The 23,379-nt window shown below is 66.5% G+C and carries 25 protein-coding genes and 3 pseudogenes; 13 read left to right on the top strand and 15 right to left on the bottom strand.

Annotated elements, in window-relative coordinates:
- Positions 1-9: 9 nt before the first annotated feature.
- From H7K34_RS05680 to H7K34_RS05670, 3 genes are all read right to left on the bottom strand, one after another.
- Entirely contained in the window at positions 10-402 is a 393-nt protein-coding gene (locus H7K34_RS05680; protein ID WP_264060814.1) for a (deoxy)nucleoside triphosphate pyrophosphohydrolase, read from the bottom strand.
- A gap of 7 nt (positions 403-409) precedes the next feature.
- Positions 410-1,342 (bottom strand): TIGR03619 family F420-dependent LLM class oxidoreductase, encoded by a 933-nt coding sequence (locus H7K34_RS05675; RefSeq protein ID WP_264060813.1) that lies wholly within the window; start codon positions 1,340-1,342, stop codon positions 410-412.
- Positions 1,343-1,447: 105 nt separating this feature from the next.
- Entirely contained in the window at positions 1,448-2,314 is an 867-nt protein-coding gene (locus H7K34_RS05670) for a cyclopropane mycolic acid synthase family methyltransferase (protein ID WP_108924555.1), read from the bottom strand.
- 139 nt (positions 2,315-2,453) lie between these two features.
- Here H7K34_RS05670 and H7K34_RS05665 point away from each other — a divergent pair, with 139 nt between their 5' ends.
- A complete protein-coding gene (locus H7K34_RS05665) occupies positions 2,454-2,738 on the top strand; it encodes a 4a-hydroxytetrahydrobiopterin dehydratase (RefSeq protein ID WP_108924554.1) in 285 nt (94 codons plus the stop codon).
- On the opposite strand, the gene H7K34_RS05660 is transcribed toward H7K34_RS05665, so the two are convergent.
- Positions 2,735-4,021 (bottom strand): mannosyltransferase, encoded by a 1,287-nt coding sequence (locus H7K34_RS05660; protein ID WP_264060979.1) that lies wholly within the window; start codon positions 4,019-4,021, stop codon positions 2,735-2,737. The two genes, H7K34_RS05665 and H7K34_RS05660, sit on opposite strands and share 4 nt — an antisense overlap.
- 229 nt (positions 4,022-4,250) lie before the next feature.
- Between H7K34_RS05660 and H7K34_RS05655 the strand changes: the two genes are divergently transcribed.
- A complete protein-coding gene (locus H7K34_RS05655) occupies positions 4,251-4,952 on the top strand; it encodes a hypothetical protein (RefSeq protein ID WP_264060812.1) in 702 nt (233 codons plus the stop codon).
- A 47-nt stretch (positions 4,953-4,999) separates the two neighbouring features.
- Positions 5,000-6,118: an Rv1157c family protein gene (locus H7K34_RS05650; protein ID WP_264060811.1), complete on the top strand. Its 1,119-nt coding sequence runs from the start codon at positions 5,000-5,002 to the stop codon at positions 6,116-6,118.
- Between the two features lie 82 nt (positions 6,119-6,200).
- On the opposite strand, the pseudogene H7K34_RS05645 reads toward H7K34_RS05650, so the two are convergent.
- A pseudogene (locus H7K34_RS05645) lies at positions 6,201-6,344 on the bottom strand (DUF1059 domain-containing protein); the annotation flags it as partial.
- A gap of 28 nt (positions 6,345-6,372) precedes the next feature.
- The gene (locus tag H7K34_RS05640; RefSeq protein WP_264060978.1) at positions 6,373-6,945 is read right to left on the bottom strand and encodes an HhH-GPD-type base excision DNA repair protein; all 573 of its coding nucleotides are present in this window, start codon (positions 6,943-6,945) and stop codon (positions 6,373-6,375) included.
- Between the two features lie 113 nt (positions 6,946-7,058).
- On the opposite strand from H7K34_RS05640, the gene H7K34_RS05635 reads away from it, so the two are divergent.
- The gene (locus tag H7K34_RS05635; protein ID WP_308203150.1) at positions 7,059-7,592 is read left to right on the top strand and encodes a nuclear transport factor 2 family protein; all 534 of its coding nucleotides are present in this window, start codon (positions 7,059-7,061) and stop codon (positions 7,590-7,592) included.
- 26 nt (positions 7,593-7,618) lie between these two features.
- Here H7K34_RS05635 and H7K34_RS05630 read toward each other — a convergent pair whose 3' ends face one another.
- Together H7K34_RS05630 and H7K34_RS05625 are read right to left on the bottom strand one after the other, a co-directional pair.
- Entirely contained in the window at positions 7,619-7,813 is a 195-nt protein-coding gene (locus H7K34_RS05630; protein WP_108924548.1) for a DUF5302 domain-containing protein, read from the bottom strand.
- 19 nt (positions 7,814-7,832) lie between these two features.
- Positions 7,833-8,249 (bottom strand): PPOX class F420-dependent oxidoreductase, encoded by a 417-nt coding sequence (locus H7K34_RS05625; protein WP_264060977.1) that lies wholly within the window; start codon positions 8,247-8,249, stop codon positions 7,833-7,835.
- Positions 8,250-8,336: 87 nt separating this feature from the next.
- Between H7K34_RS05625 and H7K34_RS05620 the strand changes: the two genes are divergently transcribed.
- Complete coding sequence (locus H7K34_RS05620; RefSeq protein ID WP_264060809.1) at positions 8,337-8,870, top strand: DUF1697 domain-containing protein; 534 nt, start codon at positions 8,337-8,339, stop codon at positions 8,868-8,870.
- Between the two features lie 34 nt (positions 8,871-8,904).
- Positions 8,905-9,741: a class I SAM-dependent methyltransferase gene (locus H7K34_RS05615; RefSeq protein ID WP_264060808.1), complete on the top strand. Its 837-nt coding sequence runs from the start codon at positions 8,905-8,907 to the stop codon at positions 9,739-9,741.
- On the opposite strand, the gene H7K34_RS05610 is transcribed toward H7K34_RS05615, so the two are convergent.
- A complete protein-coding gene (locus H7K34_RS05610) occupies positions 9,738-10,112 on the bottom strand; it encodes a GntR family transcriptional regulator (RefSeq protein WP_264060976.1) in 375 nt (124 codons plus the stop codon). The genes H7K34_RS05615 and H7K34_RS05610 overlap by 4 nt on opposite strands.
- A gap of 38 nt (positions 10,113-10,150) precedes the next feature.
- Here H7K34_RS05610 and H7K34_RS05605 point away from each other — a divergent pair, with 38 nt between their 5' ends.
- Positions 10,151-10,867 (top strand): SIR2 family NAD-dependent protein deacylase, encoded by a 717-nt coding sequence (locus H7K34_RS05605; protein ID WP_264060807.1) that lies wholly within the window; start codon positions 10,151-10,153, stop codon positions 10,865-10,867.
- On the opposite strand, the gene H7K34_RS05600 is transcribed toward H7K34_RS05605, so the two are convergent.
- Complete coding sequence (locus H7K34_RS05600) at positions 10,860-11,507, bottom strand: class I SAM-dependent methyltransferase (RefSeq protein WP_264060806.1); 648 nt, start codon at positions 11,505-11,507, stop codon at positions 10,860-10,862. The two genes, H7K34_RS05605 and H7K34_RS05600, sit on opposite strands and share 8 nt — an antisense overlap.
- A gap of 108 nt (positions 11,508-11,615) precedes the next feature.
- A pseudogene (locus H7K34_RS05595) lies at positions 11,616-13,982 on the bottom strand (MMPL family transporter).
- Between the two features lie 304 nt (positions 13,983-14,286).
- On the opposite strand from H7K34_RS05595, the gene H7K34_RS05590 reads away from it, so the two are divergent.
- Positions 14,287-14,418, top strand: a complete 132-nt coding sequence (locus H7K34_RS05590) for a hypothetical protein (protein WP_108924594.1) — start codon at positions 14,287-14,289, stop codon at positions 14,416-14,418.
- A 137-nt stretch (positions 14,419-14,555) separates the two neighbouring features.
- On the opposite strand, the gene H7K34_RS05585 is transcribed toward H7K34_RS05590, so the two are convergent.
- Positions 14,556-15,320, bottom strand: a complete 765-nt coding sequence (locus H7K34_RS05585; RefSeq protein ID WP_264060805.1) for a 3-hydroxyacyl-CoA dehydrogenase — start codon at positions 15,318-15,320, stop codon at positions 14,556-14,558.
- 43 nt (positions 15,321-15,363) lie between these two features.
- The gene (locus tag H7K34_RS05580) at positions 15,364-16,446 is read right to left on the bottom strand and encodes a CaiB/BaiF CoA transferase family protein (RefSeq protein ID WP_264060804.1); all 1,083 of its coding nucleotides are present in this window, start codon (positions 16,444-16,446) and stop codon (positions 15,364-15,366) included.
- A gap of 115 nt (positions 16,447-16,561) precedes the next feature.
- Between H7K34_RS05580 and H7K34_RS05575 the strand changes: the two genes are divergently transcribed.
- Together H7K34_RS05575 and H7K34_RS05570 are read left to right on the top strand one after the other, a co-directional pair.
- Positions 16,562-17,368, top strand: a complete 807-nt coding sequence (locus H7K34_RS05575) for an enoyl-CoA hydratase (protein WP_264060803.1) — start codon at positions 16,562-16,564, stop codon at positions 17,366-17,368.
- A 75-nt stretch (positions 17,369-17,443) separates the two neighbouring features.
- Positions 17,444-18,787, top strand: a pseudogene (locus tag H7K34_RS05570) (DUF2867 domain-containing protein).
- A 9-nt stretch (positions 18,788-18,796) separates the two neighbouring features.
- Here the strand turns inward: H7K34_RS05570 and H7K34_RS05565 are convergent.
- The gene (locus H7K34_RS05565) at positions 18,797-19,519 is read right to left on the bottom strand and encodes a CPBP family intramembrane glutamic endopeptidase (protein ID WP_264060802.1); all 723 of its coding nucleotides are present in this window, start codon (positions 19,517-19,519) and stop codon (positions 18,797-18,799) included.
- On the bottom strand, positions 19,516-20,658 hold the full coding sequence (locus H7K34_RS05560; protein ID WP_264060801.1) for an NAD(P)H-binding protein: 1,143 nt from the start codon (positions 20,656-20,658) through the stop codon (positions 19,516-19,518). Before H7K34_RS05560 ends, H7K34_RS05565 begins: the two co-directional genes overlap by 4 nt.
- A gap of 131 nt (positions 20,659-20,789) precedes the next feature.
- On the opposite strand from H7K34_RS05560, the gene H7K34_RS05555 reads away from it, so the two are divergent.
- Genes H7K34_RS05555 through H7K34_RS05545 form a run of 3 tightly spaced genes read left to right on the top strand, consistent with a single transcriptional unit; the run spans position 20,790 to position 23,377 of the window.
- The gene (locus H7K34_RS05555; protein ID WP_264060800.1) at positions 20,790-21,842 is read left to right on the top strand and encodes a type III polyketide synthase; all 1,053 of its coding nucleotides are present in this window, start codon (positions 20,790-20,792) and stop codon (positions 21,840-21,842) included.
- 33 nt (positions 21,843-21,875) lie between these two features.
- The gene (locus H7K34_RS05550; RefSeq protein WP_264060799.1) at positions 21,876-22,376 is read left to right on the top strand and encodes an isoprenylcysteine carboxyl methyltransferase family protein; all 501 of its coding nucleotides are present in this window, start codon (positions 21,876-21,878) and stop codon (positions 22,374-22,376) included.
- Positions 22,373-23,377, top strand: coding sequence for an NAD(P)/FAD-dependent oxidoreductase (locus tag H7K34_RS05545; RefSeq protein ID WP_264060798.1), 1,005 nt, complete (start codon positions 22,373-22,375; stop codon positions 23,375-23,377). Before H7K34_RS05550 ends, H7K34_RS05545 begins: the two co-directional genes overlap by 4 nt.
- The last annotated feature ends 2 nt before the right edge of the window (positions 23,378-23,379 follow it).

Below are 23,379 nucleotides of genomic sequence, written 5' to 3'. Positions count from 1 at the left end.
AGAAGCGGCTCAAAGAGCTTGGGCCAGGTCTTTTAACCATTCGCGATCGGCGGGCACCCAGTCGACCCCGGGCAATTCGGACGCCGTCACCCAGCGCAGCGCCCGATGATCGTGCGGATGGGGTTCACCGGCGGCCAGGCGCACCAGGTAGGCCCGCAGCGTCGTCGTGTCGTTCAGCGAAATATCGTCGCCGAGACGATCCCCCACCACGACGTCGCCGATCTGGACGCCCAACTCCTCGGCCAGCTCGCGGGCCAGGGCCGCGCGCTCGGTTTCGCCGGGCGCGACTTTCCCGCCCGGCAGTTCCCAGCGGCCGGCCAACTCCGGTGGCCGGACGCGCTGCGCGACCAAGACGGTGGAGCCGCGGATGACGGCGCCGGCGACGACGATCTGGGTCGGCATGGCCGGGTCAGCCCGCCACTGCGCCCCGCACCGCTTCGACGAACGCGCGCAGGTCGCGCTCGCGATCACCGAAGCGCAGCGGCCAGTGCGTCAGCCGCAAGTCCGTGACGCCTGCTTTCGCCAGCGCCTCCGCGTCGGCGGCGACGGTAGCCAGATCCGGCCCGTCGTCGGCGTCGGCCTTCACCCGAAGTGAGCCGGTGACGCCGAAACCTTGCGGGTCGCCGCCGGCGCGTTCGACCGCCTCCCGCATTCGCCCGATGCCGTCGGCGATGTCGCGGGCGTCCTGACCCCAAGGGATCCAATACTTTCCGAATCGCGCGAGCCGGCGCGCGACGGCACGATTGACCGTGCCGCTCACCCAGATCGGCACCCCGCCGGGCTGCAGGGGTTTGGGCATCTGGTGGATCCGATGGAAGGTCAACTCCGGCGACGCGTAGCTGACTTCGTTCTCACGCCACAATCGGGTGCACACCTCGAGCGTCTGGTCCAGGATGGCCCCGCGCTTGTCGAAATCCACTCCGGCCACGTCGTACTCTTCGCGTTGCCAGCCGACGCCCACCCCCAGATCGACGCGACCTCCGGATAAAACATCAAGCGTGGCAACGGTTTTCGCGAGAACAGCGGCCGGACGTAGCGCGGCGAGCAGGATGTTGGTGCCCAACCGGATGCGCTCGGTGCGTGCCGCGAGGTAAGTCAGCACCGTGAGCGGCTCCAGCCAGGGCCCGTCCGGGCCGGTGGGCTGGCGACCGCCGGCAGTCCCCCCTACCCCGGGGTCGGCGTACGCGTCCATGTGCATGCCGAACGCGATGTGCTCGGAGACCAGCACGCGGTCGAACCCGCAGCTCTGAAGCAGGTGTGCCCAGTCGGTGAGGTGCTCCCAGCTGCCCGGCGCCTCGGCCGCAAAGGAGGGGATTCCCATCGAGAGCTGTATCGGGGCCATGCGGCAGGTTAACCGATCGCCACCAGCGGTTCGCCAAGGGCATCGACGGCGAGCGAAGCGCACACCGAGAGGTGACCGAATTTATTTGCGGTGCAATAGGTTCTGCTACTTGCGCAGCGTGAACTGGTTGACATCGATGTAGCCGTCCCGGAATGCATCGGCGCAACCGGTCAGGTACCTCATGTATCGCTGGTAGACCTCTTCGGATTGAATCCTGATGGCCTCACTTCGGCGCTCCTGCAATGCCGCGGCCCAGAGGTCCAGCGTTCTCGCGTAATGCAGGCGCAGCGATTGCCGCCGCACCAAGTTGAATCCCATCTTCGAGGCGTGGAACTCCACCATCTCGATCGCCGGCAACTGGCCGCCGGGGAAGATCTCGCGGCCGATGAAATCGTTGAAGCTTGTCTGCTCCTCGGTCATCGGCAAGCCGTGTTCCATGATCTGCGCCGCGGTCAGCATGGTGATCGTGTGCACCATCATCACCCCGTCATCGGGCAAGGTGCGGTAGGCCATCGCGAAGAAATCGTCGTACCGGTCATAGCCGAAGTGCTCGAAAGCACCGATGGAGACGATCCGGTCGGCCCGCTCGTCGAATTCTTCCCAGCCGTGCAACAACACCCGCCTGCTGCGTGCGGTGTCGAGTGCGTCGAAGGTTTTCTGCACGTGCGCGGCCTGGTGTTTGGACAGCGTCAGCCCGACGACGTTCACGTCGTACTTCTCGATCGCGCGGCGCGCCGTCGCGCCCCAGCCACAGCCGACGTCCAACAGCGTCATACCGGGCCGCAGCCCCAGCTTGCCCAGCGACAGGTCGATCTTGCGGAACTGCGCCTCTTCGAGGCTGATGTCTCGCAGCCGATCGAAGTAGGCGCAGCTGTAGGTCATGGTGGGGTCAAGGAACAGCCGGAAGAAGTCGTCAGACAAGTCGTAATGTGCCTGGACGTCTTCGAAGTGCGGCGTCAGATTCTCGCTCATGGCGGCCTTGCGCCTCCCTACTCCGGGGCCATTCATTGTTTCACGAGGTGGCCGCGCAAACTGGTTCACTCTGGCTTCCCAAAATCGGCGCTCTGAAACCACGGGGCACCGATGCGGCATCCGGCGGTACGTTGGGCTCATGGCTGTTTTAACAGACGAGCAAGTCGACGCCGCACTGCCCGATCTCGACGGCTGGGAGCACAGCGACGGGGCCTTGCGCCGCTCGATCAAATTCGACAGCTTCCTGGCCGGCATTGATGCGGTGCGCCGGGTGGGTGAGCACGCCGAAAGCAAGGATCATCATCCCGACATCGATATTCGTTGGCGGACAGTGACTTTCGCGCTGGTTACACATTCCGAGGGCGGCATCACGCGCAACGACGTTGAGATGGCCCGCGACATCAACGGGATCGTCGCGGGCTAGCCCAGCGACGACGCGGTGCGCGCTTGCGGCTGCTGAACCGGCGCCGAGTCGCACCCGGCAGCCCGACGGCCGGATGCCGCGATGACAATCAGCGTTGCCATTGCCGCCACGATGTAGACCAGCGCAGCCCAGGCCAGATACCAGGGCCGGCTGATCTGCCAGATGTTCGGCTGAGCGAACAGCAGCAGCCACGGCACGCCGACGATGGTGAGCGCGAGCCAACCCCAGCCCGCTATCCGCATGCCGGCTCGCTGGCGCAATGGGCCGTGAATCAGCCACATCATCAACGGCACCAGCCATACCCAATGGTGGGTCCACGAAATGGGTGACATCAGCAGTCCGAACATCTCGACCACCAGCAACTTGCCGAGCCGATCCGAGGAGTCCACCGCGCGCCACGCCAGGACGGCCAGCACCGCGGTGACGGCGATCGCGCCCAGGACCAGCGGAGAAAAGCCGGCGTCGTAACCCAGGATCCGGGAGATGCCGCCCCGCCAGGATTGGTTGATCGACGTCGCGATGGGACCCACCCGGCGCGCGTCGCCAAGTAGATCGGTGAAGTAGTAGCGAGTCTGATCACCGACGATCAACGCCGACAGCGCGACGGTGGCAAAGAAAACCACCGCCGAAAACGCTGCCGCGGCGAACCGCCGGACGCCGACGAGGTAGACACCCGCGATGGCCGGGGTCAATTTGATCCCTGAGGCCACGCCGACCAACAGCCCAGTCAGCCACCAGCGCGTGGTGTAGATCGCCCAGAGCACGCCCAGCATCAGGAAGACGTTGATCTGCCCGTAGTCGAAGTTGTTGCGCAGCGGCTCAATCCACATGGTGATCGCCGTCCACGCCATCGCGACACGCTGATCGGTGCCGCGCTGGACACCGAGTAAGCGCTGGCTGATCCGCACCGAGCCGTACAACGCGGCGATCATGGCGACCTGCCACAGAAAACCCACCAGGCCGAACGGGAGCAGATGCAACGGGTAGAAGACGACCGCCGCGAACGGCGGATAGGTGAATGGCAGCGGGAAGTCCGGCGTGTGCTCGCTGTAGACGAAGTTGTACAGGGTGCCGGGATGGTCGATAGCGGCCGCACCGCCGAGATATACGTGCAGGTCGACAAAGTTCGTGCCGTTGGGCGTCAGGTACGTCAAGCCGAGCCGCGCGGCGATGCTCACGACCAACAACAACGGCGCTGCGGAGCCGATCAGACTCGCCAGCCGCCGGGAGGCGGGTGCCGCCGGGGCGGCCGGATTGGTGTCTACCCGCCTGACTTTAGCGATGCGGCTGGTGCCATGGCGTTCTCCGTCGCCACCGCCGTCTGACCTGCCGTGACCTGCCGTTGCGGACTTCGCCGTCGATCCCCGGTTCGGGGTGGCCCAGCAACCGTCTGGTCACCGCCACCGCTCGTATCGGTAACGATCAAATAAATGCCACACGTGTCACTTGAGTCCCACCAGCATCACAGTAGCTTTTGGGCCTGTCACCTGTTGTCGATCCCTTGGGGGAGCAATGCCAACCATCTGGACTTACGCGAAAGCCGCCGCCGTCGTCGTCGGTTCGTCCGCCGCCCTACTCACCGGCGGTATCGCCCACGCCGACCCGGTGCCGGCGATGCCCGACCCGGTGCAGAACATCCCGCAGCAGCTGATCGCCTCGGCGGCCAACGCTCCGCAGATTCTGCAAAACCTCGCCACCGCGCTCGGCGCTCAGCCGCCGGCCGCGCCGGCCCAGCCCGGCATCACCTTCCCGGGCCTGGCCTCGGCCGCACAGCCCGCGGCGGCTGCCCCGGCGGGTATCCCGTCCATTCCGGGACTCACGCCGGCCGCAACCGCGCCGACCGCCCCCACGGCGGCCAGCCCGACAATCCCCGGACTGGGCTCGATCCCCGGACTGGCGCAGTCGACACCGGCGGCCCCCGCCGCTCCGGCGAGTTCCGGAATCCCCGGGCTGGGCTCGATGATCCCGGGCTTGTCGACGCCGACGGCACCTGCCGCCGCCGCGCCGGCCACGTCACCGCTGTCCCAGGTGGCGAATGTCAACATGCCGGCGCTGCCCAGCCTGCCCGGCCTGCCCGGCCTGCCGCTGAGTGTGCCGCCGAAACTGTCGCTTCCGGGCGACCTGCCGGCACTGGCCACGGGCGCCGTCCCGGGGACGCCGGCCGCACCCGCCGCAGCCGCGCCGGCTCCGTCGCTGTTCTCGGCCCTGCCCTGATCAGTCTGCTAAACGGCTAACCCACCACCGAAGGACCGGAGGACATCGTGGCAAGCACTTGGAATCTGTCCAGAGGTTTCGCCGCTGTCGTCGTGGCATCGGCTGCCGCGTTCGGGCTCTGCCCGAACGCGGCCGCCGACCCGGCGGCACCGCAGCCGACACCGCCGCAACCCAGCCCCGCCCAGGGGCTACCGGGCCTGCCCGCGTTGTCGCAGTTGAGCCCGATCATCCAGCAAGCGGCAAGCGACCCCGGCCAAGCGACCCAACTGCTGATGGCCGCCGCGCAAGCGTTCGCCCACAACCCGTCCGCGCCCACCGAATCGAAGAATGTGGCCGCGACGGTGAACCAGTTCGTACAGGAGCCGGGCGCCCCGATTCCGGGCGCGCCGGCTCCGGCGCCGGGCGCCGCGCCGGCCGAGCACGTGCCCGCGGTCGGCGTCGTACCGGGGGCCCAGGCACATCTGCCGACGGGCATCGACCCGGCACGTGCCGCGGGTCCGGCCCCGATTGCCGCTCCTGCGGCTAATCCGCCGGCGGCCACGCCGCCTGCCGCACCGGCACCCCACGGGATCGCTCCGGGTGCGGCACCCGGCCACGCCCCGTCCGCACCGGACGCGGCACTTCCTCCGGTAGCCGCACCGGCAGCTGCGCCCGTCCCGGGCCCGGACCCCGCCCCGGCCGCTGCACCCGCACCAGCACCAAACCCGGCTCCGGCACCGGGCGCCCCCGCGGCGGCGGGTCCGGATTTCGGCCCCGGCGCCCCGATTACGCAAGACTTCATGTATCCCTCGATCGGCAGCAATTGCCTCGCGGACGGCAGTAGCGCGATAGCTGCCGCACTGTCGGTGGCCGGCCCGGCCACAATTCCGCTGCCAGGCCCGCAGGCCGGCCAGACCGCCTACGTGTTCACCGCGGTCGGCACACCCGGACCGGCCGAGGTGCAGAAGCTGCCGCTGAATGTCACCTGGGTGAACCTGACCACCGGCAAGTCGGGCACCTTGACGCTCAAGCCACGCACCGACATCAATCCCGAGGGGCCGACGACATTGACCGGAATCGCCGACACGGGTTCGGGCAGCATCATGTCGACGATCTTCGGTCAGGTCACGACCAAAGAGAAGCAGTGCCAGTTCCTGCCCACCATCGGCTCGACCGTGGTGCCCTAGAAGCCAACCAACCCCTCCCCTAGCGCGAGCGCGCGTGTCCCGCACGGCACGCGCGCTCGCCTATGTGCGGGGGTGTTAGTCGGTACGCCATGAACGGAATTGCGTCGCGGTCGTATTCCAGACCCGGATGAAAGCTGGACAGGTGAGACTGAGTCAGCTCGACCAGCTCGTCCTCATCTTTGCCGACGATGGCTTCTCCGCACGGACACGTTAGGTGTGTCTTCACGTTGCCGCCCTTCCCTTCTGGTGACCTACTACTTAGCCGCCTTGGCTGCCGCTTTCATCTGCTTCTTGTATGAACGCACTTCACCCATCGATTGGGCGTCGACGATGTCGGCAACGGAGATGTGGGTGCCGGCCTTGCCGAACTGCCCAGCGGCCGCGCGCCAGCCTTTCGGTGTGACGCCGTACTGCTTACCCAGCAATGCCAGGAAGATCTGCGCCTTCACCTCGCCGAAACCGGGCAGCGACTTGATTCGCCGCAGCAGCTCGCTGCCGTCGGGGTCGCCGGCGGTCCACAACCCGGCGGCGTCGCCGTCGTAGCGATCCACGACGATCTGGGCCAAGGTCTGGATACGTTTGGCCATTGATCCCGGAAAGCGGTGTATCGCAGGCTTTTCCGAGCACAGGGCAGCGAACTTGTCGGGGTCGTATGCGGCGATCTCAGCTGCATCGAAGCTGCCGATGCGGTCCGCGATCTTCTTCGGCCCCGAGAAGGCGGTCTCGAAAGGCACCTGCTGATCGAGAACCATCCCGATGAGCAGGGCCAGCGGATCCTTGTCCAGCAGCGCGTCGGCCTCTGGATCTTGAGCGAGCCAAAGTTTCACTGTCAACGACCAACCTTCCGCTGAACACCCAAAGACCGATGACCTATGTGATCGACAGACTACCTACCGGAAAGGCGGTAGCGACCAGCGGATAACCGCCGAGTTATCGTGACCTGGTGGTAGACGAGGCCAAATTGGCACTGATGCTGGACCGCGACGAACTGCACGCGCTCGTCGCCGCCTATTGCCGGGCCGTCGACCGTGCCGACTATGAAACGCTTCGCAGCCTCTACCACCCCGAGGCGACCGACGCGCACGGCTCATTCTCGTCGGGCGGCGTCGAACAGTTCATCGCGCAGCTACAGGCGGCGGAGCCGTATGTACGTGTCTCCCAACACAACATCACCACCACGAACTTCGTAGTCGAGGGGGACGGCGCCCGCGGCGAGATCTACTGCCTGGTGTTTCACACCTTCGCCGGTCCAGAACACGACATCGACGTCGTCATCGGCGGCCGGTACCTGGACACCTACATCCGCCACGACGGCCGCTGGAAGTTCCTCCAGCGCACGATCATCGCGGATTGGGCATACCAAAACGATCCGTCTCAGCTCGACTTCGAGCATCCCAGCACCCGGGGAAGCCTGCGTGGAAAGCCGGGCCAAGCAGACCCTTCGGTCAGCCTATTGCGCTCGCGCCAAAGCTAGCCGAAAAGCCGGTTATACCAACGGGTTTAGCCGCCGCTCTTGCGACGGAATTCCCGACGGCTGCCCGCGGCTCCATGCGCGCGAGACTGCTTGCCGCCACCATCTTTGTGGTCGGATCCGCCCGCAGAGTTGGACATCTTGCGTTCCAGGGCCTCGCGAAACTTGCGCTTGTTCTCGTCCTCTGCCCCCGAAGCGTCCTGCTTGGAGTTCGATTCAGCCATACCGGCAAGCCTAGCCCGACTACCGCTTGCCCGGAGGCATGCCATAGAGGTGGGAGATCGGCAGCGTCAGCACCACTCGCCGATCGGTGACCATCGCGTCGCGGTACTCGTCCCAATCCGGATGCTCACCGGCGATGTTGCGATACAACGCAATCAGCGCTTCGACGGTGTCGTCGTCGGGCGCGGCGGCCGGGGGCGTCAGTTCCGCCGTGCCCTCGGCGACGGCATAGGACCAGCCGTCGTCGGAGTCGACTAGCACCGAAGCCCGCGGGTCCCGGCGCAGATTGCGAGTTTTGGCCCGCGGCTCGGTGATCGATACCCGAATCACCAACTCACGCGGGTCGAAGTGATAGCTCACGTTTGACAGTTGCGGCCGCCCGTCGCGCTTGATCGTGGCCAGCACCCCGAGGGAGTTCCCTTTAATCAGTGCCAGCAGCTTGTCGTCTAATCAGTGCCAGCAGCTTGTCGTCGAAGACTTGGCGTCCCATCCCCAGAGACTACGTCGTTCTGGTGCAATCGGATGATGATCAAGTACGCCCTGTTCCTGCGCGGCGTCAACGTCGGCGGCATCAATCTCAAAATGGCCGAAGTCACGGCGGCCCTCACCGACGCGGGGTTCACAGCCGTGCGCACCATCCTGGCCAGTGGCAACGTGGCGCTGGAGTCGTCGGCCAAGACGGCCGGGGTGCGCAAGAAGGCCGAGGCCACCTTGCGCGAGAGGTTCGGTTACGACGCGTGGGTGCTGGCCTATGACGTCGAGGCGGTGCGCGCCATCCTCGACGCCTACCCGTTCGAGCCCGAGGTCGACGGCTATCAGTCCTATGTCACGTTCGTCGCCGCACCAGACGGTGGCGCCGCGGTGCTCGAAGAGCTCGCCGCGCTGGCCGATAAAGCCGGCCCCGACGAGAAGATCAGCCGCGGCGACGGCGTCATCTACTGGCAGGTGCCCAAGGGCAGCACGCTGGACAGCACGATCGGCAAGACGATGGGCAAGGCGCGGTACAAGTCGTCGACCACGACACGCAACCTGCGCACTCTGGCCAAACTGCTGCGCTGATGTCCACGGGCAAACATCGGTAAGGTTTGGCTCGATGGCTCCCGCTCAAGATCCCGAGAAAGACAAGGTCTCCCTGGACGGCGTTTCCGAGACCGCCCTGCTGACGCTGAATGCGCGGGCACAAGAAGCACGCCGCCCCGAACCCCTGATCGTCGATCCGACGGCGATCGCGCTGGCCGATTCGATCGACTACGACTTCGCGAAGTTCGGCAGGCCGCGCCAGGACATCGCGCTGCGCGCACGGCTCTTCGACACCCAGACCGCGTCTTATCTGGCTGCGCGCCCGACTGCCACGGTCGCTGCGTTGGCCGAGGGCCTGCAAACCAGTTTCTGGCGGCTGGATGCTGTCCTTCCGGACGCTCAATTCCGTTGGCTGACAGTCGATTTACCCGAGGTTGTCGATGTTCGAGCCCGGCTGCTGCCGACCTCGCCGCGGGTGTCGGTGTGCGCGCAGTCGGCCCTGGACTACAGCTGGATGGACTCGGTGGACCCGGCCGACGGCGTGTTAATCACCGCCGAGGGGCTGCTGATGTATCTACAACCCGAGCAGTCGATGGGGTTGATTACCCAGTGCGCCAAAAGATTTCCCGGCGGCGCGATGATGTTCGACCTGCCCCCCACTTGGGTGTCCCGGGTGAGCCGGCGCGGCACGCGAACCTCGCGACGCTACAAGGGGCCGCCGTTGCCGTTCAGCCTGTCGGTTGCCCAGGTGGCTGACCTGGTGCACAGCGTGCCGGGTGTCCGGGCGGTGCACGATTTGCGGCTACCACCGGGACGCGGTCGCGCCTTCAACGCCGCGGTGTCGATGATCTATCGCGCCCGTGTTTTCAGAGCGCTGCGGCCATGCCTAACGCTGCTCGAATTCGGCTAGCGCGGATCCTCGTCGGGCACCGCCTCGATGTAGCGCAGCGCATCTGCCTTCCCCAGCCCGAGTCCGCGCGCGACATGGACGTACTCGCGGGCCGCGGCCGCCATCGCCGCGTCGGTCGGGTCGTAGCGGGCAATGAAAGTGCCGAAGCGACCACGGGTTTCGACAATGGCCGCAGTCTCTAGCTCACGATATGCACGCGCCACTGTATTGACGGCCACTCCGAGTTGCCCGGCCAGGTCGCGGACCGTGGGCAAACGGCTGCCGGGCGCCAAAGCGCCTTCTCGCACACCATCGATGACCTGCGTCCGGAGCTGGTCGAACAACGGCCGGCCGCCCTTGAGGTCGACCCGTAGCCATTCGCCCAGCTCCACGTATCCAGTATTACCCAACCACCGCTATGTTTGTGGGCATGCGAGTGACGGTGCTTAGCGGCGCGGGGATCTCCGCAGAGAGCGGGGTGCCAACATTTCGCGACGACAAGAACGGATTGTGGGCCCGTTTCGACCCCTACGAGCTGTCCAGCACCCAGGGCTGGCTCGACAATCCCGAGCGGGTGTGGGGCTGGTATTTGTGGCGGCATTATCTGGTGGGCACCGTCGAACCTAATGACGGGCACCGGGCCATCGCCGCGTGGCAAGACTACGCCGACGTCAGCGTCATCACCCAGAACGTCGACGACTTGCACGAACGCGCAGGCAGTGCGCCCGTGCACCATCTACACGGCAGCCTTTTCGAATTCCGTTGTGCGAGTTGCGATATAGCTTACAGCGAGACTCTGCCCGAGATGCCCGAACCGGCACTCGAGGTGCAACCGCCGCTGTGCCCGGAGTGCGGCGGCCTGATCCGGCCCGACATCGTTTGGTTCGGCGAGCAGCTGCCCGAAGGACCCTGGCAGCAGGCGGTCGAGGCGACCCAGGCGGCCGACGTGATGGTGGTGGTGGGGACCTCGGCGATCGTCTATCCGGCCGCTGGCCTCGCCGATCTTGCGGTGTCGCGCGGCACCGTCGTGATCGAGGTCAATCCCGAGCCCACGCCGCTGTCCGGCAGCGCCACCATCAGCATCCGCGAGTCGGCGAGTCAGGCGTTGCCGGGGTTGCTACAGCGGCTGCCGGCTCTGCTTAAGTAACTCCCCGGCGCGCGCGCCCCAGCAGCAGCTCCGACACCGGCATGGGCGACCAGGCGGGCAGCGTCCACTCCCGCCGGGACGTGTGCACCTCGAATCCGGCGTCGACGATCGCGCGTTCGGTATCGCGATGGGTGTGGCAGTTACCCAGGAACCGCGGCCACACCGTCGCATCGGCAAACCGTTGCAGCCGGCCCCGGATACCGGGGCTGGCCACGTGCTCAAGAAAGCGCAACTCCCCGCCCGGCCGCAGCAAGGCGTACAGCCGCCGCAGCACCGCCGCGGGGTCGCGCACCGAGCACAGCACCAGCGAGCACACCACCGCGTCGAACGACTCCCCGCCGCTGAACCCCTCCACGGTCTCGTTGGTCAAGACAATCGGAACAGGCGCCGCGAGGGCGGCAGCGCGGGCGCGGACCGCCAGTCGGCACTCGGGCTCCACGGCAATTACCTGCTCGACGGAAGCGGGGTAGTTCGGAAAATTCGTTCCGACACCCGCACCGACTTCCAGCACCCGGCCCGACAAGCCGGCTAGGTTCTCCCGTCGCAGGGCCCGAACCGCCGGGGCTTCGTGAGCGGCCGCGACCGGCCACACACGCGCGAAAAACGGGTTGTCAAGCGTCGCTGTCGCCGCTGCTGTCATTCCCCCACCTATCTGACTCACAACGGACCTCAGCATAAAGCTCCGCGACGCCCGTGACTGACGATCCGCAACATGGCTATCGATACCGCAACGCGGCGTGAGCCCTATTCAACCGATTTTCGTCACCGGCTCGGCAATCGGGTGCCCATTGTGCTGCACCGGGATCGTGATCGGCTCAATCGGCAAGGCGCGTTCGGCCGGTTCCTCGCTGATGCCGAATCGTTCGTGCAGCCACACCAACGGCTTGGGCGCCCACCAGTTCCAGCGGCCCATCACATGCATGAATGCCGGGACCACGACCATCCGCACCAGGGTCGCGTCGGCGAACACGGCCAGCGTCAGGCCGAGACCGAACATGCGCATGAACGACACGTGCGCGGCGATCAGCGCGGCGAACGACATCGACATGACCAGCGCGGCCGCGGTGATCACCCGGCCGGTGCGCGCCACGCCGTGCGCCACCGCCTCGTCGTTGGCGGCGTGCGCCGGTTTGGCGGTCGAGTTCGCCGGCCGATACTGCAGCCAGTACTCACGGATCCGGGAGAGCAGGAACACCTCGTAGTCCATCGACAAGCCGAACGCGATGCAGAACAACAGCACCGGCATGTTCGCCACCAGGGTGCCGCTCGGCGTCGTTCCCAACGCGCCGAGGTGGCCGTCCTGGAAGATCCACACCAGCGCGCCGAACGCCGCGGTCAGCGAGAGCATGTTGCACATCAGCGCCTTCACCGGCAGCACCACGCTGCCGGTGAGCAGGAACAGCAAGATGAAGGTGATCACAGCCATCACGCCCAGCACCGCCGGAAGTCGATCCATCACCGCATCGACACTGTCGCGGTTAACCTGCGCGACGCCGGCCATCTCAACCGAGCGGCCGGCCGGCCGGCCCGGGCACCTGATGCAAACGTCTGAGTTGCGTGTCGAACGCCGGTGAAAACAGCGGCGCCGTGCTGCTGACGGTCAAGAACGCGCTGCCGTCAGCCAGCCCGGTGGCTCCCGCGGGCGGCCCGACCGGGTTTCCGCCGACGAACGTCGCGCTCGGCGCCGATACCGCCGACACGTCAGGCACCCGCGACAACGCCGCGGCATAGGCGTCGAGGCCCGCCGGGCTGACGCCGCGCGCATCCGGGATGACGACGGGCACCGACGTCGCGGAATCGTGCGCGAAATTGGTGCGCATCTGGTCGCCGACCTGGTGCGCCGACGCGGATCGCGGCAGCACCCGGTCATCGGGGAAGCCCCACGTCACCCGCAGGAACGGCAGGCCGAGCAGCACCAGCAGCGCGACGACGGTCAGACCGACCGGCAGCCAGTGGCGCATCACGAACTTGCTCGACCGGTACCAGAACATTCCCCCGAGATCGGGAGGTGCCCCCAGCTCAACCGGCTTGCGCACGGGATCGGGGCGGCCCAGCATCCGTCGCAGCAGCCGGCGCACGTCCAGCGAGTCCAGCCGCGGGCCCAGCAGCACGATCGCGGCCGGGGTCAGCACGATGGATGCGGTCGCGACGAACGCGACGGTGGCGACCCCGGCGTAGGCGAACGACTTAAGGAAGTACATCGGGAACAGCGCGGTGGCCGACATCGACAACGCGACGGTGATCGCGGAAAACAGCACCGTACGCCCGGACGTGGCCATGGTCCGGATCAGCGCCTCGTGCCGGTCGCGGCCCTCGGCCAGCTCGTCACGGTAGCGGCTGACGATCAGCAGCGTGTAGTCGATCGCCAGTGCCAGGCCCATCGCGGTGCTCAGGTTCAGCGCGAAGATCGACACTTCAGTGGTGTAGGTGATGAGTCGCAACACCGACATGGAGCCGACGACGGCCAGCGCGCCCAGCGCCATCGGCAACGCCGCCGCCAGCAGCCCACCGAACACCCAGATCAACACCAGGAAGCCAACACCAGGAAGCTCAGCGGCAGCGCGATCATCTCCATGACCAAGAGGTCGTCTTGGTTCTGGGTGTTGATTTGGGCGTATTCCATCGCCGACCCGCCGGCGCGGACGGTGACGCCGTCACGGTCGTGCACCAGCCGATCCGACAGGGCTTGGGCGTTTTTCTGCGCATCGTTTTCCCCGCCCTTGAGGTTGATCACGATCAACCCGGACTTGCCGTCCTTACTTATCAGGTCGGCGGCGGCCTGCGGCGGCGCCGACCAGGGGGAAGTCACGTTGTACACCAACGGCGAGTGCTGCAGCCGGTCGACGAGATCGGTGCCCACCTTGCGGGCCGCTTCGCTGTTGGCGCCCGCGGGTGCGGTCACCAGGATCAGCATCTTCTGACCGCTCTGCCCGAACTTGTCGGCCAGCACCGCGATGGCGCATGCGGACTCCGAGTTCGGGTCCTGGAAACCGCCGGGGGCCAAGGTCTTGGCGACCGGGATACCGAAGACCGCTGCGGCGATGAAAACCAGCACCCCGACCGCGATGATTCGGCGCGGAGCGGCGATGGCCAGCCGAGCGATCCGTGGCAGCATCTGTGCTTCCTCCCCCGGTGGCAGTCCCGCGGGGGCGCCCACCATATGCGCGGCAACCTAGCCGCGGTAAGTGACAGGTGTCAAACGATTCCAACACGAGCTACGGGGTACGAGCCCAATTGGTTCGATGCGGTTTCAAACTCGCGAACAGTAAGAGTCTGGCTAGAAAAGTGGGCGGTAACTAAGCCGCTCATGGGCCAAATCCGGCGCTACACCTCAGACGAACCTACTGGCGAGTAAATTGCCACCATTTTCCGAATCGTGACTCAAAGAATCCTTAATGGTTGCTCTTAGGCTCAGTGTCATGTGGATCGACGACTCAAGCGCAGACGTCATCAAGGTTGACTTCGAGGCCCTCTACCACGGCGACGTGCTGGTGGAAGGTGAGACCTCCGAGCAGCTTGAAGACTGGCACCCGCTTCCTAACGCGAGCTGACCATCATGAGCTTGCTTGCACGGCTACTTATGGCCGAACCCCAAGTCTCCCGTTGGTTCCGTAGATCTCACTGATCTTTCTGCCAGCACAAACCCCCGCCATCGCGGGGGTTTTTGTGTTTGGACCTTAGGTCGCGCTCAGCGAGGCGCCATGCGGATCGCGCCATCGAGGCGGATGACCTCGCCGTTGAGCATCGGGTTTTCCACGATGTGCACGGCCAGCGCGCCGTACTCGTCGGGGTCACCCAGCCGGGCCGGGTGCGGCACCTGCTTACCCAGCGATGCTTGCGCCTCCTCGGGCAACGAGCCCAGCAGCGGAGTCTTGAACAACCCCGGCGCGATGGTCACCACGCGGATGAACTCGCGCGACAGGTCGCGCGCGATTGGAAGTGTCATGCCGACGACGCCGCCCTTGGACGCCGAGTAGGCAGCCTGGCCGATCTGGCCTTCGAACGCGGCGACCGAGGCGGTGTTGATGATGACGCCACGCTCTGGGCTTGTTTCGGGGCCGACCGGCTCGGCCTTGGCGATGCGCTCAGCAGCCAGCCGCAGCACGTTGAACGTACCGATCAGGTTGACCTCGACTACCTTCTTGAACTGCTCCAGCGGGAACGGGCCGTCCTTGGACAGCGTCTTGATGGCGTTGCCGATGCCCGCGCAGTTGACGTTGATTCGCACCGTGCCCATCGACTCCGCGGCGTCCAGCGCGGCGCCGACGGCGGCCTCGTCGGTGACGTCGGCTTCGACGAAGCGCGCACGCTCACCCAGCTCGCGGACTGCGTCTTCGCCACGCAGGTCGATCACGACCACCTGGGCACCGCGGTCGAGCAGTCGCTTGGTGGTGGCCAGGCCCAGACCTGAGGCACCCCCGGTGACGACGGCGACGGCGTCTTTGATCTCCATGCGAGTCCTTTCGAGTCTTGCCGACCAACTTGTTGGTTGGGGACTATACCCAGTCGTTGAGCACAGCCGCGACGTCGGTCACCGGCGCCGCGGGGCGCGGTGTGCCCGGCGCGGTGCGGGAGAACCGCGGCGCCGGAAGCGGTTGTAGACCGCCGTTGACCTCGTAAAAGGTATTGCGCTCGGTGATGTGCGGCTCGGTCTGCACCTCGCCGAACGCGAGGATCGGCGTCACACACGCGTCGGACTCGGCGAACACCTTGGCCCAGTGGTCGCGGTCTTGACTGGCGAACTTTTCGGTGAGCACCGCTCTCAGTTCGGTCCAGCGGCTGACGTCGTTCTGCCCGGGCAGATCGGCGCCTTCCAGGCCCAGCCCGGTCAGCATGGCCGCGTAGAACTGCGGCTCGATGGCCCCGACCGCCACATAGCGGCCGTCGGCGCACTCGTAGGTGTCGTAGTAGGGAGCGCCGCCGTCGAGCAGGTTGGTGCCGCGCGCGTCGGTCCACATCCCCGAGGCGCGCATCTGCCACATCATCTGGACCAGCACGCTGGAGCCGTCCACCATCGCGGCATCAACGACCTGACCCTTACCGGAGCTCTGCCGCTCCCACAGCGCGGACAGGATGCCAAGCAACAGGAACATCGAACCGCCGCCGAAGTCACCGACGAGGTTCAGCGGTGGGACTGGCCGTTCGTTCACCCGGCCGATGGAGTGCAAGATGCCGTTCAGCGAGATGTAGTTGATGTCGTGGCCCGCCTGCTGGCTGCGCGGTCCGGTCTGACCCCAGCCGGTCATCCGGGCGTAGACCAGCCCCTCGTTCACCTTCGCGCAGTCCTGCGGACCCAGACCGAGTCGCTCGGTGACGCCGGGGCGGTAGCCCTCGATCAGCACGTCGGCCTTGGCGATCAGTTTGAGGACGGTCTCGCGCCCTTCGTCGGACTTGAGATCGGCGGTCACCACCCGCCGGTTGCGCATCATGGCGTCCTTGGCGACACCGCCGGGGCCGGACGATGGGCGATCGATGCGCACCACGTCGGCACCCAGATCTCCCAGAATCATTGCGGCATGGGGGCCCGGCCCGATGCCGGCCAGCTCCACTACCCGTAATCCACCCAGCGGTCCCGCCATGATGCACCGACCTTTCGTCTGCTCTGACGCGCGTAAACCCGGTCGTTGGCATCTTCGCAGCCGCGCTCGACGGCCGCGCACCCCGGTCGCTTACCCGGTGGTTAAGGTGGGCCCCATGCCGGAATCCGCGCTCGACACACAGACATCCGTGGCAGGTCTTGACGTCACGCTTTCCGACGGTGTGCTGTCGGTGACCATTGACCGGCCGGACAGCCTGAACTCGGTGACCGCGCCGGTGTTGACCGGGATCGCCGACGCGATGGAAAGCGCGGCCACCGATCCGCGCGTCAAAGTGGTGCGCTTGGGCGGCGCGGGTCGCGGCTTCTGCTCGGGTGCGGGCATGAGTGCTGACGACCTCGCCAACGGCGGGCCGGGCACCGAGATCATCGCGGAGGTCAACCGCGCCATCCGGGCGATCACCGCATCGCCGCGGCCGGTCGTCGCGATTGTGCAGGGACCCGCGGCAGGCGTCGGTGTTTCCCTGGCGCTGGCATGTGACGTTGTATTGGCTTCTGACAAAGCATTTTTTATGCTTGCCTTCACCAAGATCGGATTGATGCCCGACGGCGGCGCCTCGGCGTTGGTCGCCGCGGCGATCGGCCGGATCCGCGCCATGCGGATGGCACTCCTGGCGGAGCGGTTGCCGGCCGCCGAGGCGTTGTCCGCGGGCCTGGTCAGCGCGGTCTACCCGGCCGAGGAGTTCGACGCGGAGGTCGACAAGGTGATCTCGGCGTTGTTGGCGGGTCCCGCCGTGGCCTACGCCAAGACCAAGGACTCGATCAACGCGGCCACATTGACCGAATTGGACGCGGCCCTGGAGCGCGAATTCCACGGCCAGGCCGCGCTGTTGAGATCGCACGACTTCGCCGAGGGCGCAACGGCATTCCAACAGCACCGCACGCCGAACTTCACCGACCGCTAATACGGTTAGCGGCCACCGAACCGGCAATCCTTCTTTGCATCAGTTGCGAATAACTGACATGCAGAGAGGGATTCAATGGTGGGACAGCTGCGCTGTCTGGTGACCGGTGCGACCGGCTACATCGGTGCTCGATTGGTGCCGCGCTTGCTCGACGAAGGTCACCGCGTGCGCGCCCTGGCGCGAAACCCGGGCAAGTTGGCCGACGTGCCATGGCGCGAGCGGGTCGAGGTGGCGCGCGGCGACCTGGCCGACGTTGACTCGCTGATCGCAGCATTCGCTCACATGGACGTCGTCTACTACCTGGTCCACTCGATGGGGACGTCGAAGGATTTCGCCGCCGAGGAGAGTCGCTCGGTCCGCCACGTCGTGACGGCCGCGCGTCGCACCGGGGTGCGGCGGGTGGTGTACCTGTCCGGGTTGCATCCCGAAGGCAGCGGGCTCTAGCCACACCTCGAGTCGCGCCGGGCCGTGGGTGAAGCGCTGATCGATTCGGGAATCGAGACGGTGGTGCTGCAGGCCGGTGTGGTGATCGGCTCGGGGTCGGCGTCGTTCGAGATGATCCGGCACCTCACCGAGCGGCTACCGGTGATGACCACACCGAAGTGGGTACACAACCGGATCCAGCCCATCGCGGTTCGCGACGCGCTGCACTACCTGGTCGCCGCGGCATCGGCTGAGGTGCCCGGCACACAGCGAGCACGCACCTGGGATATCGGCGGACCCGACGTGCTGGAGTACGGCGACATGATGCGGGTCTACGCCGACGTCGCCGGCTTGCATCGGCGCTACATCTTCGTGCTGCCGTTTCTGACACCGTCGATCGCCAGCCTGTGGGTGGGGACAGTGACCCCGATTCCATCCGGCTTAGCGCGCCCGCTGATCGAATCGCTGGAATGCGATGCGGTGATGGGTAATTCGGACATCGATACCATCATCGACCCGCCGCCGGGCGGGCTCACCCCCTACCGCCGCGCCGTGTCGCTGGCACTCAATCGGGGGGCGCAGGGACTGCCGGACGCCGGCCGGCCCTCGTTGCAGCGGGAACCGGCAGAACCGCTGCCCAGCGACCCGGACTGGGCGGGCGAAGTCGTCTACACCGACCTGCGGATCGCGTCGACAGCCGCAGGCCCCGAACAAGTCTGGGCGGCCGCGTGCAACGCCGCCAACAACGACGCACGTTGGCAGGTGGCGGAGTGCAAGCCCGGAACGACGCTGCGACTGTGTTCCCGCAGACGCACCCGGGGAACGGCGTGGCTGGAAATGACGGTCACGCCGCAAGACGGCGGCAGCAGGTACACACAGCGGGCGATCTTTGTGCCGGCTGGACTGCGGGGGCGCCTGTACTGGTTCTTGGCGCGGCCGCTGCACATCGTCGCACTGGCCGCGCTGGCCCGCAACGTGATTGGCACCAGCGAGTAGCCGGCGTGTCTAGACGCCGAACATCGGCGGCAGCACCAGCACCATGATCAGGCCCCAGAAAAAGTGGGTCAGCATCGGAGCCAGGATCCCGCCGCTGGCCCGGCGCTCCAGCGCGCACACAGTGCCGAGGATGACTGCGGCAAAGCCGAGCATCGGGTTGCCGCTGGCCAACGTCACGCACAGGTACAGCAAGGTTGAAATCGCCACTGGCGCAAGGCGACCCAACGCGGTGTACAACGCTCCGCGGAAGAACACCTCCTCGGCGACACCGTTAATCAGGGTAATCACCACGACCAGCCAAAACGATCCCTGATGCGCGTACTGCAGCACCCGGGCGATCAAGGACGCAACGGCCGGGATCTCGCGGGCAGCCAGGCCGCCGAGCACGAAAATACCGCCGAGCAGCAGGCCGATGGCCGTGCCGCTGATCACCGGGCGCTGATTGCGGCCGCGCCAGTTGATACCGCCCAGATGCAGCGGCCCGGACAGGAATGCACCGGCGAACCAGACGGCGGCCAACACCAGGGTCAGCCAATAGAAGTTGGAATCGCCGGCCGCACGCCGCAACGAAAAGCCAAGCACCGCAGCGCCGATCACCACTGTAAGAGTGACGACGACGCGGCGTCGTCGCACCACCGAGGGCGGTTCATGGTGTGGCACAGCAAAATTGGTGACGGCTCGACGCAGTTCGGAGTACACGCTGGTGTGGTACGGGCGGGTTGCTTGGCTCATGCCGGACGTACCTTCGGAGTGAGGGTGAGCACGATGTCGAGGCCGGTTCGCAGCGCTCCAGCGACCGGGCCGGGAACCATGTTGACCAGCTTCAGGGTGGGTCGTGCGATCGGCGGGGTGATCATCCTGGCAAGCCGCCGGATGTGCAGGGCGTCCCCGCCGGCCCATCCTGGATCGGTATCGGCGAGATGATGCGGATCGGCCAGCGCATTGACGGGCCGGGGGCTGCCGTTCGACGTCAATGCCCGGCAGATGGCGTCCTCGACGCTCAGCAGGCCGCCGCGCGGGTCGGGTACCCGACCACGTAGGCCGCTGGCAGAGGCCACCATCGGGTGATCCAGCGACTCCACCAGATCGCCGGCCAATCCCATGGGCACCGGCAGCGCGAGCCCGGTGACCAGCGACGCCAGCGAAGTGTCGACTCTGCCGACCGGCAATGCGGCGTGCCACCTGCCCGAGACGCGCGCATACGTCTTGAGCAGGTCCCGGTAGGACGTGGTGTCCGGGCCGCAGATGTCATAGGCGCCCGCGGGCACCCGCCCGGGGTTCGCCACCGCGAGCAGGTAGTGCAGCACGTCGCGAATGGAGATCGGATCGATCGGATTGTCCATCCAGCTCGGAGCCGGGATCAGCGGGAAACGGTCGCCGACGTAGCGCATCATCTCGAACGACGTGGACCCGGCGCCGATGATCACCGCCGCCCCCAGCCACACCAGTTCCGGTCCGTCGGGGATCGTCAGGGCCTCGGCCACCTCGGCCCGGCTGGCCAGATGGTCGGACAACTCCCCACCCGCGGGCACGAAGCCGCCCAGGTAGACGATGCGCCGCACCCCGGCATCCCTGGCGGCGGCCGCGACGTTGGCGGCCGAGGCCTGGTCGGCGTCGCGAAAGTCGGGCTGCCCGATCGCGTGCACCAGGTAATAGACCACGTCAACCGGGCCCGCGGCGTCCATCGCCGCCTGCGCCGACACGGGGTCACAGGCATCGAGTTCGACCGGTGCGACGTGGCCATACCAACCGAAGCGCTTGAGCCGCTCGGGGTTTCGGGTGGCGGCTACCACCTGGTGTTGGTTCGCAAGCAACGCCGTGACCAGACGCGATCCCACATAGCCACTGGCACCGGTGACCAGAATTCGCATACCCCTGACCCTATCCCGCAAGGGGCGCGTCTAAACCAGAACGCCGTTGAACCAATCGAGTTAGGGCACCGTAACTAAAAGCATGGAGGACATCAGAGGGGGGTAATTCCGCACGCCTGGCGTTGCAGACCGTGGCCAGTGCGGATCCGTCAGTAGCAGCGGTTGCCGTGGAGTTCCCGCAGAACTATCACCGGCAAGACGCGCTCATCGACAGGTTAAGCGGCGTCCTTGGCGAACATTTTCGGCGCTTTGCCATGACCAGCGGGGTCGATCAACGGCATCTCGCGGTGTCGATGGATCGAATGGAGCAGCTGAGCGGCTTCACCGAGGCAAACGAGGCCTACCTCGAGGTAGCACTCGATCTGGGTGAGCGGGCCCTGCTCACGGCACTTGACGAAGCCAAGGTGAAGCCGTCGGACGTCGACATCGTCTTCTCGACGACCGTCACCGGGCTGGCCGTACCCTCGATCGAGGCGCGACTGGCGGGGCGGGTCGGACTGCGCGAAGACGTCAAGCGCGTCCCAATGTTCGGCCTGGGCTGCGTGGCAGGCGCGGCAGGTGTGGCCCGCATGCATGATTATCTGCGTGCCTTCCCCGACCAGGTGGCCGCGTTGCTGGCCGTCGAACTGTGCACATTGACGATCCAGCGCAACGACCATTCGATAGCCAATCTCGTTGCCACCAGCTTGTTCGGCGTCGGCGCCGCCGCCGTGATCGCGCGCGGCGCCGACCACCTGGACACCCAAAGTAGGGGGCCCAGGGTGTTGGCCACCCGGAGCAGGCTGTATCCGGACACCGAAGACGTTATGGGCTGGAAAATCGGCAGTGAGGGCTTCCAGATCGTCTTGTCGGCCGACGTGGTGAACGTCGCGCAGAAATACCTCGGTAACGACGTCCGCAAGTTCCTCGCCGACCATGGGCTGACACCGCAGGACATCTCGGCGTGGGTTTGCCACCCCGGTGGGCCCGCGGTCATCGAAGCGGTCGAAGAAGTGCTGGAACTGCCCGGCAACGCCCTTGATCGAACCCGAAACTCGCTGCGCGACAACGGCAACTTGTCGTCGGTGTCGGTGCTGGACGTGCTTGCGGCCAACCTGGCGGATCCGCCATCAGCTGGTTCGCTTGGCCTCATGATCGCGATGGGTCCGGCTTTCTGCGCCGAGCTCGTTCTGCTGGCCTGGTAGCCCCGGAAGCCTGATACGCGAGATAGTGGTGACATGTACTACCTGCTGATTCTGGCGGTCGGGCTCGAGCGCGTCGCGGAGCTGGTGCTGTCCAAGCGGAATGCGCAATGGTCTCTTACCCAGGGCGCCAAGGAGTTTGGCCGGCCGCACTACATCGTGATGGTCCTCATTCACACCGCTCTACTGGTCGGCTGCGTGGTGGAACCGTGGGCATTGCACCGGCCGTTCATTCCGTGGCTGGGCTGGCCGATGCTGGCGATCGCGGCGGCCAGTCAGGTACTGCGCTGGTGGTGCATCCGAACCCTGGGCCGGCGGTGGAACACCAGGGTGATCGTGTTGCCGGAGGCGCCCCTGGTGAACCAGGGGCCCTACCGGTGGCTGCACCACCCGAACTATGTTGCAGTGGTGGCCGAAGGGTTCGCATTACCGCTGGTACACACGGCGTGGCTGACGGCGGCGACGTTCACCGTCGCCAACGCGATCCTGCTCAGTGTGCGCATCCGGGTGGAGAACTCCGCGTTGGGCTACACATGAGCAGGTACGACACCGACTTGCTGATCGTCGGCGGCGGCCCGGGTGGGCTCGCCACGGCATTGCAGGCCCGCAGGCACGGGCTGTCGGTGATCGTGGCCGAGCCGCGCGAGGATCCGATCGACAAGGCGTGCGGCGAGGGCCTGATGCCCGGGGGCCTCGCCGAACTGACGTCGCTCGGCGTCGACCCCGCCGGCATGCCGTTTCGCGGAATCGCCTACGTCAGCGAGCAGCGCCGCGCCGAGGCCCTGTTTCGCGCCGGTCCGGGCCGCGGTGTGCGGCGGACTACCCTGCATGCGGCGCTAGAAGCACGCGCCAAAGAGCAAGACACCGAATGGATTCGGACCAAGGTGACCAGCGTCGAGCAGGACGCGCATGGCGTGACCGCCGCCGGCATCCGAGCGAAGTTCTTGGTGGGGGCCGACGGACTGCACTCGACAGTACGGCGGTGCGCCGGCATCAAGGCCACGGCCGGGAAACCGCGACGGTACGGCGTGCGTTGGCATTTCACGGTGCCAGCGTGGTCGGAGTTCGTCGAGGTGTACTGGTCCCGGTGGGGAGAGGCGTACGTGACGCCGGTCGAGCCGGATCTGGTCGGCGTGGCGATCCTGTCTCAGGGGCGCCCCGAGCTGGGCTGGTTTCCGCGGCTGGCCCGCCACCTCGAGGGCGCGAGCCGTGGGCACGCGCGCGGCTGCGGCCCACTGCGGCAGGTCGTCTCGCGCCGCGTCGCGGGCCGGGTGCTGCTAGTGGGCTACGAGGACGCGCTGACCGGCGAAGGAGTCAGCCTGGCCGTCAAACAGGCCGGGGCGGTCCTCGACGCCATCGTCAATGACACACCGGCGGCATATGAGGCGGCGTGGCACCGGGTTACCCGCAATTACCGCCTACTGACCCGGGCCGTCGTGTTGGCCAGCACGCCACGAATGACGCGACCTGCGATAGTGCCGGCGTGTGAACGCCTACCCGGTGTGTTCGGCTTCGGGGTCAACATCCTGGCGAGCTAGCG

Origin of the sequence: Mycobacterium montefiorense (assembly GCF_025823255.1) — a bacterium.
GTDB classification, from domain to species: Bacteria; Actinomycetota; Actinomycetes; order Mycobacteriales; family Mycobacteriaceae; genus Mycobacterium; species Mycobacterium montefiorense.
This window is presented reverse-complemented; position numbering and strand designations above follow the sequence as displayed.

Coding starts and splice junctions, on each gene's coding strand:
- H7K34_RS05580 (WP_264060804.1), bottom strand. CDS start 16,446: ATGGCGGGACCGCTGGGTGGATTACGGGTAGTGGAGCTGGCCGGCATC.
- H7K34_RS05575 (WP_264060803.1), top strand. CDS start 16,562: ATGCCGGAATCCGCGCTCGACACACAGACATCCGTGGCAGGTCTTGAC.
- H7K34_RS05605 (WP_264060807.1), top strand. CDS start 10,151: ATGCGAGTGACGGTGCTTAGCGGCGCGGGGATCTCCGCAGAGAGCGGG.
- H7K34_RS05600 (WP_264060806.1), bottom strand. CDS start 11,507: ATGACAGCAGCGGCGACAGCGACGCTTGACAACCCGTTTTTCGCGCGT.
- H7K34_RS05655 (WP_264060812.1), top strand. CDS start 4,251: ATGCCAACCATCTGGACTTACGCGAAAGCCGCCGCCGTCGTCGTCGGT.
- H7K34_RS05590 (WP_108924594.1), top strand. CDS start 14,287: ATGTGGATCGACGACTCAAGCGCAGACGTCATCAAGGTTGACTTCGAG.
- H7K34_RS05620 (WP_264060809.1), top strand. CDS start 8,337: ATGATCAAGTACGCCCTGTTCCTGCGCGGCGTCAACGTCGGCGGCATC.
- H7K34_RS05680 (WP_264060814.1), bottom strand. CDS start 402: ATGCCGACCCAGATCGTCGTCGCCGGCGCCGTCATCCGCGGCTCCACC.
- H7K34_RS05545 (WP_264060798.1), top strand. CDS start 22,373: ATGAGCAGGTACGACACCGACTTGCTGATCGTCGGCGGCGGCCCGGGT.
- H7K34_RS05565 (WP_264060802.1), bottom strand. CDS start 19,519: ATGAGCCAAGCAACCCGCCCGTACCACACCAGCGTGTACTCCGAACTG.
- H7K34_RS05675 (WP_264060813.1), bottom strand. CDS start 1,342: ATGGCCCCGATACAGCTCTCGATGGGAATCCCCTCCTTTGCGGCCGAG.
- H7K34_RS05665 (WP_108924554.1), top strand. CDS start 2,454: ATGGCTGTTTTAACAGACGAGCAAGTCGACGCCGCACTGCCCGATCTC.
- H7K34_RS05550 (WP_264060799.1), top strand. CDS start 21,876: ATGTACTACCTGCTGATTCTGGCGGTCGGGCTCGAGCGCGTCGCGGAG.
- H7K34_RS05560 (WP_264060801.1), bottom strand. CDS start 20,658: ATGCGAATTCTGGTCACCGGTGCCAGTGGCTATGTGGGATCGCGTCTG.
- H7K34_RS05615 (WP_264060808.1), top strand. CDS start 8,905: ATGGCTCCCGCTCAAGATCCCGAGAAAGACAAGGTCTCCCTGGACGGC.
- H7K34_RS05585 (WP_264060805.1), bottom strand. CDS start 15,320: ATGGAGATCAAAGACGCCGTCGCCGTCGTCACCGGGGGTGCCTCAGGT.
- H7K34_RS05630 (WP_108924548.1), bottom strand. CDS start 7,813: ATGGCTGAATCGAACTCCAAGCAGGACGCTTCGGGGGCAGAGGACGAG.
- H7K34_RS05670 (WP_108924555.1), bottom strand. CDS start 2,314: ATGAGCGAGAATCTGACGCCGCACTTCGAAGACGTCCAGGCACATTAC.